Source organism: Lysobacter concretionis Ko07 = DSM 16239, assembly GCF_000768345.1.
GTDB lineage: Bacteria > Pseudomonadota > Gammaproteobacteria > Xanthomonadales > Xanthomonadaceae > Novilysobacter > Novilysobacter concretionis.
In genome coordinates, this window is record NZ_AVPS01000001.1 from 174,880 (window position 1) to 193,732 (window position 18,853).

Genomic DNA, 18,853 nt, shown 5'->3' on the forward strand with positions numbered 1-18,853 from the left:
ATCACCCCGCGATCGGCAAACTCAGCGTCTCCTTGACCTCTTCCATCACGATGTAGCTCTTGGAGTCGCGCACGTTCGGCATCGTCAGCAGGGTGTTGCCGAGCAGTTTCCGGTACGACGCCATCTCGGAGATGCGGGCCTTGATCAGGTAGTCGAAGTCGCCGGAGACGAGGTGGCACTCCAGCACGTTGGGCAGGCGCAGGGCGGCGTTGCGGAATTCCTCGAAGATGTCGCCGGACTTGTAGGCCAGGCTGATCTCGACGAACACCAGCAGGCCGGCGCCGACCAGCTGCGGGTCGAGGCGGGCATGGTAGCCGGTGATGACGCCGTCGCGCTCCAGCCGGCGCACGCGCTCGGTGCAGGGGCTGGTGGACAGGCCGACGCGTTCACCCAGCTCGGTGAAGGAGATCCGGCCCTCCTGCTGCAGCACGCGCAGGATCTTCCGGTCGATTTTATCGAGTTCCCGCGAGTGGGCGGCCATGTGCGTCCTGTGGTTTGCATGTTTGGCAGTGATTTTGCCTGCAATGGCGGCCAAATGCCGGAAACAAGATCGCGCGATCGTTCCTATACTTCCGTCACTGATGTTCCCGCGACCCATTCGCGGGGAATCCACTGGATGGCGGGCGTGATGCGGGTACTGGTACTGGGCAGTGGTGTGATTGGCGTGTGCAGCGCGTGGTATCTGGCGCAGGCGGGGTTCGAGGTGACCGTGGTCGACCGCCAGCCGGCGCCCGGGATGGAAACCAGTTTCGCCAATGCCGGCCAGGTATCGCCCGGCTATGCCTCGCCGTGGGCCGCGCCGGGGATCCCGTTGAAGGCGTTGAAATGGTTGTTTTCGCGCCACGCGCCGCTGGCGATCAAGCCGGGCCTGGACCCGAAGCAGTACCTGTGGATGTTGCAGATGTTGCGCAACTGCACCGCCGGGCGCTATGCGGTCAACAAGGCGCGGATGGTGCGCCTGTCGGAGTACAGCCGCGATTGCCTGGACGAGCTGCGGGCGCAGACCGGGCTGGAGTACGAGGACCGGCAACTGGGCACGGTGCAGCTGTTCCGCACCCAGTCGCAGCTGGACGACGCGGCGAAGGACATCGCGGTGCTGGACCACTACGGCGTGCCGTACGAACTGCTCGACCGTGCCGGCATCGTCCGCGCCGAGCCGGCCCTGGCGGGCGTGGTCGACACGCTGACCGGTGCGCTGCGGCTGCCGCACGACGAGACCGGCGATTGCGAGCTGTTCACCCGCCGGCTGGCCGAGCGCGCGCAGGCGGCGGGGGTCGAGTTCCGTTTCGGTGCCACGGTCGAGCGGCTGGAGAATGCGGGCGGCCGCATCAGCGCGGTGAGCATCGACGGCCGGCTCGAACGGGCGGATCACTACGTGCTCGCGCTGGGCAGCTACACGCCGCAACTGCTGGAGCCGCTGGGCATCCGCCTGCCGGTGTATCCGCTGAAGGGCTACTCGCTGACGCTGCCGATCACCGACCCGGCGATGGCGCCGACTTCGACGATCCTCGACGAGAGCTACAAGGTCGCGGTCACCCGCTTCGATGATCGCATCCGGGTCGGCGGCATGGCGGAGGTCTCGGGGTTCGACCTGTCGTTGAACCCGCGCCGTCGGGAGACGCTGGAAAAGGTCGTCAACGATCTATACCCGCACGGCGGCGATCTGGCGCGCGCCGAGTTCTGGACCGGTCTGCGCCCGGCGACCCCGGACGGCACGCCGGTGGTCGGCGCGACCGGCTTCGACAACCTGTTCCTCAACACCGGCCACGGCACCCTGGGCTGGACCATGGCCTGCGGTTCGGGCCGGTATCTGGCCGACCTGATGGCCGGGCAGACGCCGCAGATCAGCAGCGAAGGTCTGGACATCTCGCGCTACGGCCGCCGTGCCGGCAACCGTCCGGAGGGCCGTGCCTGATGCGTCCGACCCGTGCGTTGATCGATCTGGAAGCGCTGCGCTACAACTACCGGCTGGCGCGCGAGCTGGGCGGGCGCAAGGCGCTGGCGGTGGTCAAGGCCGACGCCTACGGCCACGGCGCTGTGCGGTGCGCGCGCGCGCTGGAGGCCGAGGCGGACGGTTTCGGCGTGGCCTGCATCGAGGAGGCGCTGGAGTTGCGCGAGGCCGGCATCCGCGCCCCGATCCTGTTGCTGGAGGGGTTCTTCGAGGCCGCCGAACTTGAGCTGATCGACGTCCATGACCTGTGGACCGTGGTGCAGGCCGATTGGCAGATCGACGCCATCGAACGCGCCCGCCCGTCGCGCCCGCTGACCGTCTGGCTGAAGCTCGATTCGGGCATGCACCGGCTCGGGCTGGCGCCGTCGCAGTACCGCGCCTGTCTGCAACGGTTGCAGACGATGCCGCAGGTGGGCGAGGTGGTGGCGATGACCCATTTCGCGCGCGCCGACGAACTGGACTGCCCGCGTACCCGCGAGCAGGCGGCGTTGTTCACCCAGACGGTCGAAGGGCTCGGCATCGACGGCCGGCCGCTGCCGACCAGCCTGGGCAATTCGCCGGCCCTGCTGGGCTGGCCCGAAGTGCAGGGCGACTGGGCGCGGCCGGGATTGATGCTGTACGGTGCGACGCCGTTCGCTGCACCGCATCCGGTGGCCGACCGCCTGCAGCCGGTGATGACGGTCGAGTCGCAGGTGATCGCGATCAGCGAGCTCCCGGTCGGCGAGCCGGTGGGCTACGGCGCGCGCTTCGTCACCGAACGGCCGACACGGGTCGGCGTGGTGGCGATGGGCTACGCCGACGGCTACCCGCAGTTCGCGCCGAACGGCACGCCGGTGATGATCGACGGCCGGCCCGGGCAGGTGATCGGCCGGGTGTCGATGGACATGCTGACGGTGGATCTCACCGACCATCCCGACGCCGGCCTTGGCAGCCGGATCGAGTTGTGGGGCCGGCAGGTGCGGGCCGGCGATCTGGCGGCGCGGTGCGCGACCAGCGCCTATCGCCTGTTGTGTGGGGTGAAGCGGGTGCCGCGAAGCGTGGTCGGCGACTCTGACGCCTGACGCTGCCGGGACTACTCCGCGGCCTGCTGTGGGCCGCAGTCGCTGGCGCGGATGACGGCCTCGATCCGCTCCAGTTCCACCCGGGTCGCGGCCGGATCCTCGGCACGACCGAACAGCAGCATCGCCCGGGTGTCGCGCAGATGCTGCCGCCAGCGTTCGCAGAGCTGCGGCTCGGGCACCGGCGTGCAGGTGTCGCGGACCTTCTCGCAGGCTGCGCCCGCGCCGCGGGACGGATCGCCATCCACGCCGATGGTGCGCAACGGCGCGCAGCGCTCGGCCGGGGTCGGGTCGTCGCTGAGGTAGTCGTCGCGGTTCCAGGTGCGGCAGGCGAACAGCGGCGGCGGTGGCAGCAGCTCGATTGGCGCATTGCCGGATTCGGTATCGCCGGCTGTGGACTTATCCGGTTCGGCGGGTGCTGAAGCCGGCACGACCGGAACGACCTCGACGGCACGGGGCGGCGGAACATAGGGCTGCGAGGGCGGCCGGACCGTCTCGATCACCCGGCGTTGCTGCTGGCTGCCCTGGGGACAGGGGACATCGTTCTGCACGCTGACGGTGCCGTCGGCAGCGGTGCAGCGGTAGATGACGACCGAGTCCTGCGCGGCGCCGACGTCGGCCAGGCCACACAGCAGCCAGCCACACAACAGCAATGCGGGCGCGCGGCGCATCAGTAGTCCGCGCAGTCGCTGGCGAGGCGTGCGTCGATATTGCGCTGCTCCGCATCGATGCCTTTGCGCTCGCTCTGCATGGCGCTGTTGTAGCGGCGGTCCAGCTCCCAGCGCCGGTCGCTCAGGCGGGTGCAGACCTCCTGCTGCGGCAATCGTTCGCATCGGTCGCTGATCCAGCTGCCCAGGATCGGAACGATGCCGCCGCCCATCGGGAGCCGCGCGGGGATGCCGGGATCGGCAGGCGGACTCGGTGCCGGGCGGCCGACGTTGCCGAACATCAGGCCCGCGCCCGTCTGTCTGGCCGGCCGCACCGGCGGAATGCCCGGGTGTCCGCCGTGATGACCGCCATGGCCGGTGCCCGGGCCGACGGGATAGCCGAGTGTCCACAGCGGCACCCAGCGCGGGTTCCCGGCCGGGGTGTCGCTGGTGTAGCGCTCCCCGTCGGGGGTGACGCATTCGTAGACCGGCTGCGGTGGATTGCGGAAAACGACGACGGTCGTGGGCTGGGCTGGCGCAGCGGGTGTCGGTTTCGGCGGCGCGGTCACCGGTGCCGGGCGTGGTGGCGGGTCGCGTGGCCGGATCATGTCGATGGTCTGCTGGTGCTGCCCCTTCGCGCAGGGGGTGTCGCGCAGGGCAACCTGTCCGCGTGCATCGGTGCAGCGGTAGATCGTGACCTCATCGGCATGGGCAAGGTTGCCGGTCATCGCCAGCAGCATTCCGGCAATGGTGGGCAACAGGGCGCGGGCGAGGCGGGACGGCATGCGCGTATCTTGCGCTGTTTCAGGAGTGAGGGTTCAGACGTGCCGCTGTGCGCTTGTCTGCGGTTCAAGCGCGAAGGGTATCGCCGCTGCGGGCATCACGGATGGCGGTCGGCGCGGTCAGGCCACCGGTTTCCCCTTCGACGATGGCGTCGATCCGGGCCAGCAACGCGGGGTCGAGCGCGTCGCGGTGGAAGGCGGGCGGCTGCCCGGCCAGGTTCGCGCTGGTGGACACCAGCGGCCCGCCGAACGCGTTGCACAGCGCGACGACCTGCGGGTGCGCGCTGACCCGCACGGCCACGCTGTCGTGAGCGCCGGTGATCGTGGGCGGTACCCGAGGCGTCGCCGGGATGACCCAGGTGTTCGGGCCTGGCCAGCTGGCCAGCACCGCATCGCGGCGACCGGCCGGCAGGGCCTCCCAGTCGAGCAGGCCGTCCAATTGCGCAAGGCTTCCCGCGATCAGGATCAATCCCTTGTCTGCCGGTCGTTGCTTGATGTCGAGCAGGCGCAGGACTGCCGCCTCGTTGAACGGGTCGCAGCCCAGGCCCCAGACCGCTTCGGTCGGGTAGGCGATCACGCCGCCGTTGCTAAGGGCAGTGGCGGCGGCGGCGAGGTCAGGGGTCAAAGGCATGCGGAAAGGATAGCGCCGGGACAGGCGGACGCGGTTGCGGGGCTATTTTCGATGACGCAGCGGCGCTCCTGCAGAGAAGCATGTGCAACTACGCGAGCGCCTGCCGGGCATCCCGATCAGTCGCTCCACGATATTCGCTTGGTGATCGGGACGCCCGGCAGGCGCCACCGGAATCGTTTGGTGGCCGGAGGAAGAGCAAAAGCGAGCTTTGCAAGCGGTCCGTCAGGGCGTTGTTTTCGCAGAGTTCCAACAACGAAGTGCGCGTGGCTGCGCGAGCAGCGCCTGCCGGGCATCCCGCTCAGTCGCTCCACGAGTCGCTTGGTGATCGGGTTGCTGCTATCTCCGCTGCTTCAGTCCGCGGTCTTGGCGACCTTCTTCGTCGCGGTCTTGGTCGCCTTCTTCGCAGCAACTTTCTTGACGGCCTTCTTGGCGGCTTTTTTCACAGCTTTCTTCGCGGCCTTTTTTGCCGGCGCTTTTGCCACGGCTTTCTTGGCCGGTGCTTTCTTCGCCACCGCCTTCTTGCCGAACCCCTTGCGCATCGGCTTGCCGGTTTCCTCCATCAGCTGGATGACTTCCTCCAGCGTGAGTGAGGCCGGTTCGCGGTCCTTGGGGATCTTGCCGTTGAGCTTGCCGTCGCTGAGGTACGGGCCGTAACGGCCGTTGAGGACCTGGATGTCGCTGCCCTCGAACTGCTTGATGATCCGGTTGCGCGCGATCTCTTCCTTCTCCTCGATCAGGAACACCGCGCGCGCCAGGTCGATGGTGTACGGATCGTCTTCCTTCTTCAGGGACGCATACACGCTGCCGCGCTTGGCGAACGGCCCGAAGCGGCCGATGCCGACGCTGACTTCCTCGTCCTTGTCGAAGCCCAGCTTGCGCGGCATCTTGAACAGCTCCAGCGCGTCCTCCAGCGAGATGGTGTGCATGCTCTGGCCCGGCCGCAGCGAGGCGAAAGTCGGCTTCTCCTCCTCGTCCTCGGCGGTGCTGCCGATCGCGGCATACGGCCCGTACCGGCCCAGACGCACGCTGACCGGCTTGCCGGTTTTCGGATCGGTGCCCAGTTCGCGCGCGCCGGTCGCCTGGCTGCGGTCGACCGATTCCATCTTGTCGTCGACCATCTCCTTGAATGGCGTCCAGAACCGCTCCATCAACGGCACCCATTCCTCCTCGCCGCGCGACACCGCGTCCAGCTCGTCCTCGAGCTTGGCGGTGAAGTCGTAATCGACGTACCGGGTGAAATGGCCGGACAGGAAGTTGCTGACCGCGCGGCCGACATCGCTCGGGCGGAAGCGGCGGCTTTCCAGCTCGACGTATTTCCGGAACAGCAAGGTGGCGATGATCGAGGCGTAGGTCGACGGCCGGCCGATGCCGTACTCCTCCAGCGTCTTCACCAGCGAGGCTTCGGAGAACCGCGGCGGCGGCTCGGTGAAGTGCTGGTTGGCGTTGATCTGCTGCAGCGGGATGCGCTCGCCGGTCTTCATCGGCGGCAGCTTGCGGCCCTCGTCGTCGGCATCGGCGGCCTTCGCGTCCTTGCCTTCCTCGTACACGGCCAGGAAGCCCGGATCGACCACGGTGGTGCCCGACACGCGGAAGCTGTGCTCGCTGCCGGCAGCCAGGTCGACCGAGACCGTATTGAGCGTGGCCGGCACCATCTGGCTGGCCACGGCGCGCTTCCAGATCAACTCGTACAGGCGGCGGGCGTCGTCTTCCAGGAAGTTCGCCATCTGCGCCGGCGTGCGCAACGCGGAGGTCGGACGTACCGCCTCGTGCGCTTCCTGCGCGTTCTTGGCCTTGGACTTGTACACGTTGGGCTGGTCGGGCACCGCGCCGCTGCCGTAGTCGCGCGCGATCACGTCGCGGATCTCGGCGACGGCCTCGGCCGACAGGGCGACCGAGTCGGTACGCATGTAGCTGATCAGGCCGACGGTGCCTTCTTCGCCGCCGAGCGCGACGCCTTCATACAGCTTCTGCGCGACCTGCATGGTGCGCTTGGTGGTGAAGCCGAGCTTGCGCGCGGCTTCCTGTTGCAGGGTCGAGGTGGTGAACGGCGCGGCCGGGCGGCGCTTGCGCTCCTTGCTGGTGACATCGGTGACCTGCAGGGCACCGCCGGCCGCGCTGACGATGCGCTGGCGGGCGGCCTCGGCGGTATCGCCGTCGGTGATGGTGAACTGCTCGAACTTGTTGCCGTCCAGCTTGGTCAGCCGGGCGCTGAATGCCTGTCCGGGGTGCTGGCACTCGGCGACGATGGACCAGTATTCGCGCGCCTTGAACGCCTCGATCTCCTCCTCGCGCTCGACGATCATGCGCAGCGCCGGCGACTGCACGCGGCCGGCGGACAGGCCGCGCTGGACCTTGCGCCACAGCACCGGCGACAGGTTGAAGCCGACCAGGTAGTCCAGCGCGCGGCGCGCCTGCTGCGCGTCGACCAGGTCGCTGGCGATATCGCGCGGATGGGCCATCGCCTCGTTGATCGCGCGCGGGGTGATCTCGGTGAACACCACGCGCTTGAGCAGCTTGTTGTCCAGCAGCCCGCGCTCGCGCAGGATCTCGGCAATGTGCCAGCTGATCGCCTCGCCTTCGCGATCCGGGTCAGTCGCCAGGTACACCGCCTCCGCTTTTTTGGCGGCCTTGGCGATCGCCTCGACGTGCTTCTCGTTCTTCTCGATCAGGTCGTAGCGCATCGCGAAGTGGTCGGCGGGATTGACCGCGCCCTCCTTCGGGATCAGGTCGCGCACGTGGCCGTAGGACGCCAGGACGATGAAGTCCTTGCCGAGGTATTTGTTGATCGTCTTGGCCTTGGCGGGCGACTCGACGATAAGGAGGTTCTTGGCCATCGCGGCAGAGCCTGTAGTCAGTGGCGGGAGCGCGCCGTGAAGGCAGCGCAGGGAAGGCGCACAAGCAACGTGACGCCCGCAGCAGGGCCGCGGGCGTCGGGGAATTTCATTGCCGGTGGAGTCATGCCGCGGGTGTCGTCGTCCAGCGTCGGCACCTGCGACAGGCCGGAGCGATGACGGTCGTCATCGCCCCGGCCGCGGCGCGCACAGTATTAATGGTCGGGCCGCTCAATGCACGGAGTCGGGCTCTTCCTCGAACATCTGGGTTTCCATCCAGGCATACGCTGCCTCGCTGCCGGGCTGGTTGAACAGCACCATCAGCACCACCCACTTGAGGTCGTCCAGGTCGATTTCGTGCTGATCCAAGGCCATCGCGCGGTCGATCACCAGCTCGCGCTGGCCGGCGTCGAGGATCCGGTGCTGCTCCAGGAACAGCAGGAAACCCCGGCAGTCGGTGTCCAGGCGGTCCAGTTCCGGCCCCGCATAGACCCGGGTCGGGCCGTCGGCACGCAGCGGACTGGCAGGCGGACGCTGACGCGCCAGCGCGTCGAGCCACTCGAATGCCTTGTTGATCTCCGCCGGGCTGAAGCCGGCCTGGCCGAGTTCCTCGAACAACGGGCCGCTTTGCAGGTTTTCGCGGTCGCGGACCAGATCCGCGTCTTCGGTGAAATAGTGCTCGAACAGGTACAGCAGGACATCCAGGATGCTTTCTTTCATTTCCCCTCGGCCTGCGCCGCAGACGGCGCGGTGGGTCAGGAGTTGCTTGGGACTGTCGCCCGTTCATGGACGGGTTCAGCGATTGCGGTAGTACCGGCCGTGTTGCGCCACCACGCGACCCTCCAGCTCCATCGGCAGCAGCATGGAGGAGAGCTGTGCAGGCGTCAATCCGGTGCGCTCGACCAGTTCATCCATACCGGTTGGGTCGTAACCGAGCGCGCGCCACAACGTCTGGTGTTCGGACGCGGTTTCACGCGCTTGGTCGCCGTGATCGGTACCGGCCTGTTCAGGTGTGCGACCGGGCAGGAGCAGCGGCGCGTCCACGTCGATGGCGGCGGAGGTCGGGTTTTGGTGGTCAGGGGCGTCGCCAACGGGGGGCTGGCTGTCTGACGTGGGGGCGGCCAGCCGTTGGCGCAAGTCGCGGGCCTGTTCCGCGATGGCAGCGGCCAGCAGGTCGATCACATCCTGCGGCCGCTCGACCAGGCAGGCGCCGTCGCGGATCAGGCGGTGGCAGCCGCGGGCGAGCGGGTTGTGGATCGAGCCTGGCAGCGCCATCACCTCGCGCCCGCATTCGCCCGCGAGCCGGGCGGTGATCAGCGCGCCGGAGCGGTGCGCGGCTTCGATCACCAGCGTGCCCAGGCTCAGGCCGGCGAGGATCCGGTTGCGGCTGGGGAAATGCTCGCGGCGCGGGCCGGTGCCGGGCAGGTGTTCGCTGATCACCGCCCCGTGTTCGACGATGCGCGCATGCAGGGCGGTGTTGCTGCGGGGGTAGGGAACGTCCGGGCCGGTTCCCAGCACCGCTACTGTGCCGCCGTCCACGGCGAGGGCGGCGTGGTGGGCGGCGGTGTCGATGCCGGCCGCCAGTCCGCTGGCGACGACCAGGCCCTGGACGGCCAGCGCGCGGGCGAACTCGGCGGCATTGTCGTGCCCGCCCGGCGTGGGCGAGCGACTGCCGACCAGTGCGATCGCCGGCCGCCACAGCAGGGTGGGATCGCCGGCGACGAACAGCGCCAACGGCGGGCTCGGGATGTGCCGGAGCAGCGGCGGATAGTCGGGATCGTGCCAGCCGATGAGGTGGTGGTGCGGCTGGGCCAGCCACCGGCGGGCGCGCTCCAGGGTTGCCGCTGCCGCCCCGTGCAACGCGGCGACCTGTCTGGCGTTCAGTCCGCAGGCGCGCCACAGAGCCACTCCGGCGGCGAATGCAGTCGCCGGAGCAACTTGCTCCAGCAGCCGTCGGCGTGGTGCGGCGGGGCCGTTGCAGGCGATCAGCCGCAGCAGGGCATCGTTGTCGGCCGTGGTGTCATCGTGGCCGCTGCGGCGGGTCGGGTCGGTCTGCATCCCGCCAGCATCCGTCGCATACGACGACGGCACCCTCGGTTGCCGTCATGGATCGCTGTAGGGAAATCCCGGTCCGCCGGGTCAGTACGGGGCGTCGGGGTGCTTGAGCTCGTGACCGACCTGGACCGGACGGATGCCTTCCATCACCAGCGCGTAGCTGACCTTGTCGAACGTGCGGAACACCATCAGGTGACCGGCGAATTCATCCGGCAGGCGCACCCGGCTGTTGCGGCCGAAAGTGTCGTCGCTGCGATCCCAGCCGCCACTGCTGGCCATGCGGTCGGGGACCTCGCTGCCGACCCGCCAGCTCGAGAACACGGTGCCGTTGTCGATGCCGTCGCGGGCGCCGACCGACAGCGCGACCACGTCACGCGGGCCGCCGGTGCGCAGCATGTCGGTCACTGCGATGACGCGGGCGCGGCCGTAGTCCAGCTGCTGGCGCGGCGGATGCGGGAAGAACTGCAGGTCGTAGGGCTGGGCCTGGACCGGGATCAGGCGATCGCCGATCCGGACCTCGCGGCCGCTGTCGTCCAGCAACAGCGTGGACGCCTCGATACCACCCACTTCACCGCGGGTGATCGTGCCGGTCGCCTGCTGCATCAGCTCGTAACCGAGCACTTCCTGGCCGTTGTCGGGCGTCACCGCGTTGGTCCAGAAACGCTCGAAATCGGCCGTGCGACGGCCGCGGTTGTCGAGTTCCTGGGCGTCGAAGATGTCGCAGCAGACGGTGCGGTCCAGGCGGGTGTAGCGCTGGGTCGGACGCACCACCGCGTAACGCTGTCCGGGCACCGCATTGGCGAGACCCTTGATGTAGGCGAGCTGCCCCTTGGCGCTGCGCAGGCGGTCTTCCTCGAGGCCGACCACATGGGGCAGGCTGTCGATCTCGTCGACCACACGCAGATCCTTCAGGAACGGTTCGACCTGCGCCAGCGGCACGCCCGTCACCGGCGCTTCCGCACGCGGGCCGGCGGTCGCGGTGACCCGGTTCAGGTAGGCCAGCGACAGCACGTCGCCCGGATAGATCAGGTGCGGGTTCTGGATCTGCGGGTTGGCCTGCCAGATCTCCGGCCACAACCAGGGCTTCTCAAGGAACGTCCCGGCGATATCCCACAAGGTGTCACCCTTTTTCACCACATAGGTGTCGGGATGGTCGCCACGGATTCCGGCGGCCATCGCAAAGGTGGCAATCGTCAACAGCGCAGCGGTCATCACCGTGCGGATCGGTTTCAACATAATTGGATTACCTGATTCCCCGTGCAGGTGCGCCCGGACGTCATAAAGCGACGCGGGCAGGGCACTATAGACCAGAAGAACGGTGCCATTGCAAGCAATTGGCACGCCGGACGACGTTATACTGCGCCGGTATCTTGTGGATGTGATCCACGCCCCCATTTCAGAGCCATGGCCCAGTTACCCATCCTCGAGTTCCCCGATCCGCGCCTGCGGACCGTTGCAGTGGACGTTGATCCGGCCCGGATCGCGTCGGCGGAATTCCAGCAGCTGCTCGATGACATGTTCGAGACCATGTACGACGCGCCCGGCATCGGGCTGGCGGCCAGCCAGGTCGATGTGCACCAACGCTTCATGGTGATCGACGTGTCCGACGAGCATGACGCGCCTATGGTGTTCATCAATCCGGAGATCGTCGCCCGCGATGGCGAGCAGGTCTACCAGGAGGGCTGCCTCTCGGTGCCCGGCATCTTTGCCGACGTGACCCGCGCCAATGCGGTCACGGTGAAGGCGATCGGCCGCGACGGCCAGCCGTTCGAGCTGCAGACCGAAGGTCTGCTGGCGGTCTGCATCCAGCACGAGATGGATCACCTGCTGGGCAAGCTGTTCGTCGACTACCTCTCGCCGCTCAAGCGCGAGATGGTGCGCAAGAAGCTCGCCAAGGCCCGCCGCAACGCCGCCTAGGCATCGCGGGTCGCCCGGTGCAGCGATCCGGTTGATGGGTCCGGCCGGCACCATGGCTTCGCCGTGGGCCGGCGGGCATCGCAATGCCGGGCTGTAAGATGGCGCGATGAGAATTGTCTTTGCCGGTACTCCGGATTTCGCCGTGCCCAGCCTGCGCGCGGCAGCGCAGCGCAATGAAGTGGTCGCCGTGTACACCCAGCCCGACCGCCCTGCCGGTCGCGGCCGCGGACTGACGCCGTCGCCGGTCAAGCGCGAGGCACTGGAACGCGGGATCGAGGTGGTGCAGCCGGAGAACTTCAAGTCGGCGGCCGCGCGCGAGGCATTGGCCGCGTACAAGCCCGACCTGCTGGTGGTGGTGGCCTACGGGCTGATCCTGCCGCAGGCGGTACTCGACATTCCCGCCCAGGGTTGCTGGAACGTGCATGCGTCCCTGTTGCCGCGCTGGCGCGGGGCGGCGCCGATCCAGCGCGCGATCCAGGCCAACGACGCACGCACCGGCGTGTGCCTGATGCAGATGGAGAAAGGGCTGGACACCGGCCCGGTGCTGCTGTCGCAGGCGCTGGATATCGGCAGCGAGGAAACCGGCGGCCAGTTGCACGACCGTCTGGCGGCGCTGGGGGCGCAGGTACTGGCCGATGGGCTTGGACTGCTGCGCGCCGGCATCCGTCCGATACCGCAGCCGCAGCCGAAGGATGGCGTGACCTACGCGCACAAGCTCGACAAGGCCGAAGCCCGGTTGGACTGGTCGCGGCCGGCGCTTGAACTGGCCAACAAGGTGCGCGCCTTCAACCCGTGGCCGATGGCCGAGGCGCAGGTCGCCGGCGAGCGGCTGCGGTTGCATTCGGCGGTGGCACTGCCCGTGTCGCACGATGCCGCGCCGGGAACGTTGCTGGCCGCGGGTCGTGATGGCCTCGATGTCGCCTGCGGCGAAGGTGTCCTGCGCATCCGGGTGCTGCAGCGTGACGGCGGCAAGGCGATCACGGCCGCCGATTACCTCAACGGCCGGCGGGATCTGTTGGTCGGGGTCTGACCGCGTCAGATTGCTTCAGCGCGGAGCAGCCACAACTCGCCGCGGCGCGTGCGCGGCAGTCCACTGAGCAACGCACACCAGGGCGCGAGCAGGCGGACGTCCCAGCCGAGCCTGCGCACGCGACGGAACGGGCTGGACACCGCGCGCTCGGCACGGATCGCGAACCCGGCCTCCCGCAGTGCCTGCTCCAGCACCCATGGGCTCAGCGGCGTGATGTGGCCCTGTTCGCGGTAGTCGACATCGCGGAACCACTGGAACTGCCCGCTGCGCAGGAACAACGCCTGCGACACCGGATTGGCGATGTTCGGGGTCGACAGCACCAGTTGGCCGCCCACCGGCAGCAGCGCGCGGATCTGCCGCAGGACCTGCCGCGGATTTTCCAGATGCTCGATGATCTCCAGCGCCATCACCGCATCGAAGCCGCGTGGCCATTGCGCCGCGAACGCGCTGTTGAGGTCGGCGGCCACGAACGGCACGTGCGCGGGCTTGAAGCTCTCGGCGAACAGATCGCTGGCGGTGATATCGAAGCCCAGGTCCGACAGCCGCAGCGACATCGCGCCACTGCCGGCGCCGAACTCCAGCACGCGCGCGCCCGTGGCCGCCACCGCGCCGAGCATCGCCGCCGCGGCCTCATGCAGGCCGGGCGCCGCATAGATCGGCAGGCCCTTGTACTCGCGCATGCGGCGTCCGTCGAAACCGGTACGGAAATTGTCGGCGCGGGCGGTGGCCTGATCGTCGAGCGGTTCGGGCGGAGCAGGCATCGGCCATGACCGGAATGGGCGACAAGCCCGGAGCTTGCGAGTCTACCGGTCTGCGGAAAAGGCAAAGCTTCGAAGTCCGATGACCGATCGCCCGCGACTGGCGGACAATGCGGCGATGAAACCCATCACTCCCGGAACCCCGTCCCGTGTCGCCGCCGCGCGCGTGCTTGACGCGGTGTTGCACCACGGCCGCTCGTTGAAGGCGGAACTGGGCGCCGCCCAGCAGACCCTGCCGGATCCGCGCGACCGCGCGCTGGTGGAGGCGATCTGCCTGGCGGTTCTGCGCCAGCCGGGCCGGTTCGATGCAGCGCTGGCGGCGTGGCTGCCGCGGCCGCTGGCTCGGCATGATCGCGCGTTGCGCGCGTTGCTGCTGGCCGGCTTCGCCCAGCTCGATCCGCTCGGCCTGCCTGCGCACGGGGCGGTGGCGGCGACGGTGGAAGCCGCACGCGCACTGGGTCGCGACCATCAGACGGGGATGGTCAACGCATTGTTGCGGCGCGCACTGCGTGAGGGGCTGCCCGCCTCGCCGCCGCATTCGCACTGGCCGGCGTGGTTGCGCGAACGGATCGAGCAGGACTGGCCGCAACACTCCGCCGCGATCCTGGAAGCCAGCGAGCAATCTCCGCCGATGTGGCTGCGGGTCAACCGCCAAGTGCAAACGCGCGATGCCTATCGCATCGAGCTGGAGGCGATCGGCCTGCACGCGGAGGCCGTCGAAGGCGCGGACGATGCGCTGCTGCTGGTCGAGCCGGTGCCGGTCGCGGGCTTGCCGGGGTTTGCGGAGGGTGCGGTCTCGGTGCAGGACGGCGCGGCCCAGCTGGTTGTCGACGCGGTGGCCGCGAATCCCGGCGCGCGCGTGCTGGACGCCTGCGCCGCGCCGGGCGGCAAGGCCGCGCACCTGCTGGAGCGCGACCCGACGCTGAAGCTGACCGCGCTGGATATCGACCGACGTCGCGTGCGCCACGTGCAGGCCACCTTCGACCGGTTGCACCTGGGCGACGACGCGGTCCTGCTCGCCGCCGATGCGAGCGAGCCGACGGCATGGTGGGATGGTGTGCCGTTCGACGCGATCCTGCTGGACGCGCCGTGCTCGGCCACCGGGATCATCCGTCGTCAGCCCGATGTGCTGCTGCACCGGCGCGAGTCCGACCTGGTCACGTTGGCGGCGACCCAGTCGCGGCTGCTCGATGCACTCTGGTCGACGCTCGCGCCGGATGGCGTGCTGGTGTATGCGACCTGCTCGATCCTGAAAGCAGAGAACGAGACGCAGGTGGCCGCGTTTCTCGCCCGCACCGCCGATGCGCTCGCCGAACCGCTGGACGAACGCTTCGGCCACGCCGTGATCGTCGATGGCACGGCCACCGCCCGTCAGCGCCTGCCGGGCGAGGACGGGATGGACGGGTTCTTCTATGCGCGCCTGCGCAAGGTGGCCGGCCGGTAGCTGGCGTTCGGCTGACGTGGGCCGGGCCCGGTGCGTGGAGGCGAAACCGCTATGGGGCGTCCGCGAAAGCCTGCGTGAGGTCCGGCAATGGCCGCTGGGCGAACTCCGCCAGATGCCGGTCCAGTCCCTGCGGGCTGCGTATGCGCCCGGAGGCGTGGGTGTCGGCCAGCAAGGCGTCGTTCGGACTGCCGCCTTCCTCGTGCCGTTCGCGGTGGTACAGGTGGGTGGCGAGTCCGGCGAACCGCAACGAGCGTCGCTGCAAGCCGGCATGGAACGCGCGCACGGCCAGGTCCTTGTCCTCGCGCCCCCAGCCTTCGAAACGCTCGTCGAAACCGTTCAGTGCGACCAGGTCGTCGCGCCACCAGCCCTGGTTGCAGGTCTTGATCGCGCGGTCGCTTTGGCCGCGGCTGAGGCGCAGCGACAGCGCCGCCAGCGCGGGCACGCGCAGGGTGTGGCGACGACGGCCCAGGCCGGGATCGAAAAAGCCCAGCGACGTGACATCGCCCGACAGCAGCCGCGCGCAGCCCTGCTCGTCGGTCAGCACCCGCATGCCCTGCACGAAACTGCCGCGCCGGGCCGCGCGCAGGTGGTCGTCGACGAACCTCGGGTGGGCGAGCATGTCGCCGTCGAGCAGCAGCACGTAATCGCCGCTGCTGGCCGCAATGGCCCGGTTGCGGGCAAGCGCGACGCGGAAGCCGCGGTCCTCGATCCAGCTGTGCCGCAGCGGCACCGGGTAGTCGCGGGCGGTGGTTTCGATCAGCGCGCGGGTGTCGTCGCCCGAACCGTCGTCGGCGACGATCACCTCGTGGGGCAGCGTGCGTTGGCGGGCCAGCGCCTCCAGCGCGCGTTGCAGCGCCTGCGGCCAGTTGTAGGTCGTGATGACCACGCTGGCGCGGACGGGCGGGGCCGGGCGGGCCGGCATCAGTGTGCTGGTGGCCGGGAGACCGGGAGACTCGAGTCCATTCATCCGGCAGAAGATACCCGCCTCAAACTTGATTCAGGGTTTCCCGCCAGGCCTGGAACATCAGCACGCCCCACAGGTGGGTATGCCACTTGCGCTGGCCGGCGAGGAATTCGGCCCAGATCGCGCGGATCGGTTCGGGCCGGAAGTGGCCTTCCTCGCGCAGCCGGCGCTCGTCGAGCTGGGCTTCGGCCCAGTCGCGCAGCGGGCCGCGCAGCCAGTCGCCGACCGGTGCGCCGAAGCCGGATTTCGGCCGGTGCACCAGCTCATCGGGCAGGTAGCGCGACAGCAACTGCTTGGGCAGGTGCTTGAGGGTGCCCTCATGCCACTTCATCGAAAGCGGCAGCGACCAGGCGAACTCGGCCACGCGCCAGTCCAGCAGCGGCGCGCGCGCCTCCAGCCCCACCGCCATGCTGGCGCGGTCGACCTTGGTCAGGATGTCCTCGGCCAGGTAGCAGGCGAAGTCCATCTGCATCAGCGCATCCGCGCCGGTGCCGACGCCGGGCATCGCGGCGGGGTCGTCGTAGGCGGTGGATACGCGGCGGGCGCCGATCACCACATCCTCGGGGCGGCGCCAGCGGCTGACCCGTTGGCGGGCCAGCCCCTGCAGGTCGCCCGCCGCGAGCTCGGCGCGCAACGCCGCCAGACCGCCCAGGCGCGCCCGTTCGCCGGGGTCGCCGGCCAGCCGTGCCAGCAGTTGGCGGGGCAACCGGGCCAGGCGCTGCTCGTTGCGCAGCGCCCGTGCGTAGCGGCCGTAGCCGAAGAACAGTTCGTCGCCGCCGTCGCCGGACAGGGCCACGGTGACGTGCTGCCGCGCCAGCCGGCACAGCAGGGCGGTCGGCACCTGCGAGGAGTCGGCAAACGGCTCGTCGAAGATCCGCGGCAGTTCCGGCACCAGATCCAGTGCGGCGTGGCCGTCGACATGCAGGCGGGTGTGGTCGGTGCCGAGGTGGCGGGCGACTGCCGCGGCGTACCCGCTCTCGTCGTGCACCGCGTTGTCGAACCCGATCGAGAAGCTGCGCACCGGCCGCGCGGACTGCGCCTGCATCAGCGCGGTGACGAGCGAGGAGTCGGTGCCGCCGGACAGGAATGCGCCCAGCGGCACGTCGGCCTGCATGCGCAGCGCGGTGGCATCGCGCAGCAAGGTATCGAGCGTGGACAGCGCGCTGCCCTCGTCGCCGTCGAAACCCTGCCGGATCGCCGCGCGCTGGCGGTCCAGGCTGCTCCACCACGTTTGCGGCGCGCTGGCCGGGTCGAACGCCGCGTCGCCGGCGCGCACGAGGGCCTGGTCGACCCGCAACAGGCGGCCGGCGGGCAGCTTGTGCACCCCGCGCAAAATCGCGTGCGGCGCGGGGATGTAGTCCAGCCGCAGCAGCAGCGCCAACGCGTCGGGATCGACCTCGGTGCGCAGCGCCGGATGCGCACGCAACGCCGCCAGTTCGCTGCCGAACACGAACGTGCCGTCACCGCTCCAGCCGTAGTACAGCGGCTTCTTGCCGACCCGGTCGCGGGCCAGCCACAGCACCCGGTCGCGGCGGTCCCAGGCCGCCAGCGCGAGCATGCCGTTGCCGCGCTCCAGCGCCGCCTCGACGCCCCATTGCGTGATCGCGGCCAGCAGCACTTCGGTATCGGAATGGCCGCGAAAGCCGTGTCCCAATGCCGCCAGTTCGCTGCGCAATGCGGCGTGGTTGTAGATCTCGCCGTTGAACGCGATGACCCAGCGGCCGTCGGGCGAGGCCATCGGCTGGTGGCCCTCCGGACTCAGGTCGACGATCGCCAGCCGCCGGTGCGCGAGTACCAGCCCGACGCCGGGTTCGACCCAGCTGCCGGCGTCGTCCGGCCCGCGATGGGCGATCGCGCTGCCCATGCGTGCGCCCAGGGCGCGCAGTTCGTCGGCGCTGTCGCGCGGGGTGGGCGACCAGGCGCCGGCGATTCCACACATGGTCGGGTCTCAGAGATCGGGGGTGGTGGTGCGCGGTTCGGCAGGGTCGGTACATTCCGGGGTGACCACCGGTTGGCCGTTCTGCAGCAGCCACAGCATGATCGTCTTCTGACGCACGTAGTTGGCGCGCACGTAGGCGTACACCAGCCCGTGCCAGCCGTCGCGGAAGCCGCCGCGCAGCAGGTAGCCGCGCCAGAACCGCCAGGCCGGCGACAGCACCAGCTTGGCCAGCGAAGCGCGCTTGCCGCGGGCGAAATCGTGCTCGGCCATCATCCGTGCGTAGCGCTGGGTCTTGGCCAGTTGCTGCTCGAGCGAGCGGTACGGGTAGTGGATCAGGTCGCCGGCGAGGGTCTGCACCGCGCCGTCGACGCTGGCCGCCTCGTGGATCTCGCGCTGCCCGCGCCAGCCGCCGCGGCGGCGGTCGAACAGGCGCAGCACGCGGTCCGGATAGGCGTTGCCATGGCGCAGGAAACGGCCGAAATAGCAGTCCAGCCGGGCAAAACGGTAGCCGGCGGCGCCGTTGAAGCCGTTGTCACGCGCGGCCTGGATCGACGCGCGCAGTGCGTCGCCGACCCGTTCGTCCGCGTCCAGGCATAGCACCCAGTCGTGGCCGGCCTGCTCGACGGCAAACTGCTTCTGGCTGCGGAAGCCGTCGAACGGCCGCTGCAGCACCCTGGCGCCCAGCGCGCGGGCGATCTCGACGGTGGCGTCGGTGGAGTGCGAGTCGACCACCACGATCTCGTCGCAGAACGCCAGTGAGGCGAGGCAGTCGCCAATGCGGTCGGCCTCGTTGAACGTGATAATGCAGGCCGAGATGCGGGGCGGCAGCGTGGGCATGGGTTCGCG

Annotated in this window: 17 protein-coding genes; 5 read left to right on the plus strand and 12 right to left on the minus strand. The window is 69.3% G+C overall.

Features of this window, described 5'->3' with window-relative positions:
- Position 1: 1 nt before the first annotated feature.
- Entirely contained in the window at positions 2 to 481 is a 480-nt protein-coding gene (locus N792_RS00680) for a winged helix-turn-helix transcriptional regulator (protein WP_036191534.1), read from the minus strand.
- 147 nt (positions 482 to 628) lie between these two features.
- Here N792_RS00680 and N792_RS00685 point away from each other — a divergent pair, with 147 nt between their 5' ends.
- Positions 629 to 1,915, plus strand: a complete 1,287-nt coding sequence (locus N792_RS00685; RefSeq protein WP_036192238.1) for a D-amino acid dehydrogenase — start codon at positions 629 to 631, stop codon at positions 1,913 to 1,915.
- Entirely contained in the window at positions 1,915 to 3,012 is a 1,098-nt protein-coding gene (gene alr / locus N792_RS00690; RefSeq protein ID WP_036191538.1) for an alanine racemase, read from the plus strand. The genes N792_RS00685 and alr overlap by 1 nt, the downstream gene beginning before the upstream one ends.
- A gap of 11 nt (positions 3,013 to 3,023) precedes the next feature.
- Here the strand turns inward: alr and N792_RS00695 are convergent, their stop codons facing one another.
- The 7 genes from N792_RS00695 to N792_RS00725 all read right to left on the minus strand — a co-directional run bounded on the left by N792_RS00695 (position 3,024) and on the right by N792_RS00725 (position 11,191).
- Positions 3,024 to 3,680: a hypothetical protein gene (locus N792_RS00695; RefSeq protein ID WP_052103223.1), complete on the minus strand. Its 657-nt coding sequence runs from the start codon at positions 3,678 to 3,680 to the stop codon at positions 3,024 to 3,026.
- Positions 3,680 to 4,441 (minus strand): DUF4124 domain-containing protein, encoded by a 762-nt coding sequence (locus N792_RS00700; protein ID WP_036191541.1) that lies wholly within the window; start codon positions 4,439 to 4,441, stop codon positions 3,680 to 3,682. The genes N792_RS00695 and N792_RS00700 overlap by 1 nt, the downstream gene beginning before the upstream one ends.
- Before the next feature lie 64 nt (positions 4,442 to 4,505).
- On the minus strand, positions 4,506 to 5,069 hold the full coding sequence (gene tsaC / locus N792_RS00705) for an L-threonylcarbamoyladenylate synthase type 1 TsaC (protein ID WP_036191544.1): 564 nt from the start codon (positions 5,067 to 5,069) through the stop codon (positions 4,506 to 4,508).
- Between the two features lie 350 nt (positions 5,070 to 5,419).
- Positions 5,420 to 7,903 (minus strand): DNA topoisomerase I, encoded by a 2,484-nt coding sequence (locus N792_RS00710; RefSeq protein ID WP_036191546.1) that lies wholly within the window; start codon positions 7,901 to 7,903, stop codon positions 5,420 to 5,422.
- 228 nt (positions 7,904 to 8,131) lie between these two features.
- The gene (locus tag N792_RS00715; RefSeq protein ID WP_036191549.1) at positions 8,132 to 8,620 is read right to left on the minus strand and encodes a DUF494 family protein; all 489 of its coding nucleotides are present in this window, start codon (positions 8,618 to 8,620) and stop codon (positions 8,132 to 8,134) included.
- Between the two features lie 75 nt (positions 8,621 to 8,695).
- Complete coding sequence (gene dprA / locus N792_RS00720; RefSeq protein ID WP_052103225.1) at positions 8,696 to 9,958, minus strand: DNA-processing protein DprA; 1,263 nt, start codon at positions 9,956 to 9,958, stop codon at positions 8,696 to 8,698.
- An 81-nt stretch (positions 9,959 to 10,039) separates the two neighbouring features.
- Positions 10,040 to 11,191: a LysM peptidoglycan-binding domain-containing protein gene (locus N792_RS00725; protein ID WP_036191552.1), complete on the minus strand. Its 1,152-nt coding sequence runs from the start codon at positions 11,189 to 11,191 to the stop codon at positions 10,040 to 10,042.
- A gap of 168 nt (positions 11,192 to 11,359) precedes the next feature.
- Here N792_RS00725 and def point away from each other — a divergent pair, with 168 nt between their 5' ends.
- Together def and fmt are read left to right on the plus strand one after the other, a co-directional pair.
- On the plus strand, positions 11,360 to 11,872 hold the full coding sequence (gene def / locus N792_RS00730) for a peptide deformylase (RefSeq protein ID WP_036191555.1): 513 nt from the start codon (positions 11,360 to 11,362) through the stop codon (positions 11,870 to 11,872).
- A gap of 106 nt (positions 11,873 to 11,978) precedes the next feature.
- On the plus strand, positions 11,979 to 12,902 hold the full coding sequence (gene fmt, locus N792_RS00735) for a methionyl-tRNA formyltransferase (RefSeq protein ID WP_036191557.1): 924 nt from the start codon (positions 11,979 to 11,981) through the stop codon (positions 12,900 to 12,902).
- A 5-nt stretch (positions 12,903 to 12,907) separates the two neighbouring features.
- Here fmt and N792_RS00740 read toward each other — a convergent pair whose 3' ends face one another.
- Positions 12,908 to 13,663 carry a class I SAM-dependent methyltransferase gene (locus N792_RS00740; protein ID WP_052103226.1) on the minus strand — a complete coding sequence of 252 codons (756 nt, stop codon included), beginning with the start codon at positions 13,661 to 13,663 and terminating at the stop codon, positions 12,908 to 12,910.
- Between the two features lie 115 nt (positions 13,664 to 13,778).
- Between N792_RS00740 and rsmB the strand changes: the two genes are divergently transcribed.
- Complete coding sequence (rsmB, locus tag N792_RS00745; RefSeq protein WP_156969248.1) at positions 13,779 to 15,104, plus strand: 16S rRNA (cytosine(967)-C(5))-methyltransferase RsmB; 1,326 nt, start codon at positions 13,779 to 13,781, stop codon at positions 15,102 to 15,104.
- A 49-nt stretch (positions 15,105 to 15,153) separates the two neighbouring features.
- Here the strand turns inward: rsmB and N792_RS00750 are convergent, their stop codons facing one another.
- The 3 genes from N792_RS00750 to N792_RS00760 form a co-directional block, all read right to left on the minus strand.
- A complete protein-coding gene (locus N792_RS00750; protein WP_036192247.1) occupies positions 15,154 to 16,026 on the minus strand; it encodes a glycosyltransferase family 2 protein in 873 nt (290 codons plus the stop codon).
- 64 nt (positions 16,027 to 16,090) lie between these two features.
- On the minus strand, positions 16,091 to 18,007 hold the full coding sequence (gene asnB / locus N792_RS00755; RefSeq protein ID WP_036191560.1) for an asparagine synthase (glutamine-hydrolyzing): 1,917 nt from the start codon (positions 18,005 to 18,007) through the stop codon (positions 16,091 to 16,093).
- 9 nt (positions 18,008 to 18,016) lie between these two features.
- A complete protein-coding gene (locus tag N792_RS00760) occupies positions 18,017 to 18,844 on the minus strand; it encodes a glycosyltransferase family 2 protein (protein ID WP_052103227.1) in 828 nt (275 codons plus the stop codon).
- Positions 18,845 to 18,853 lie beyond the last annotated feature (9 nt).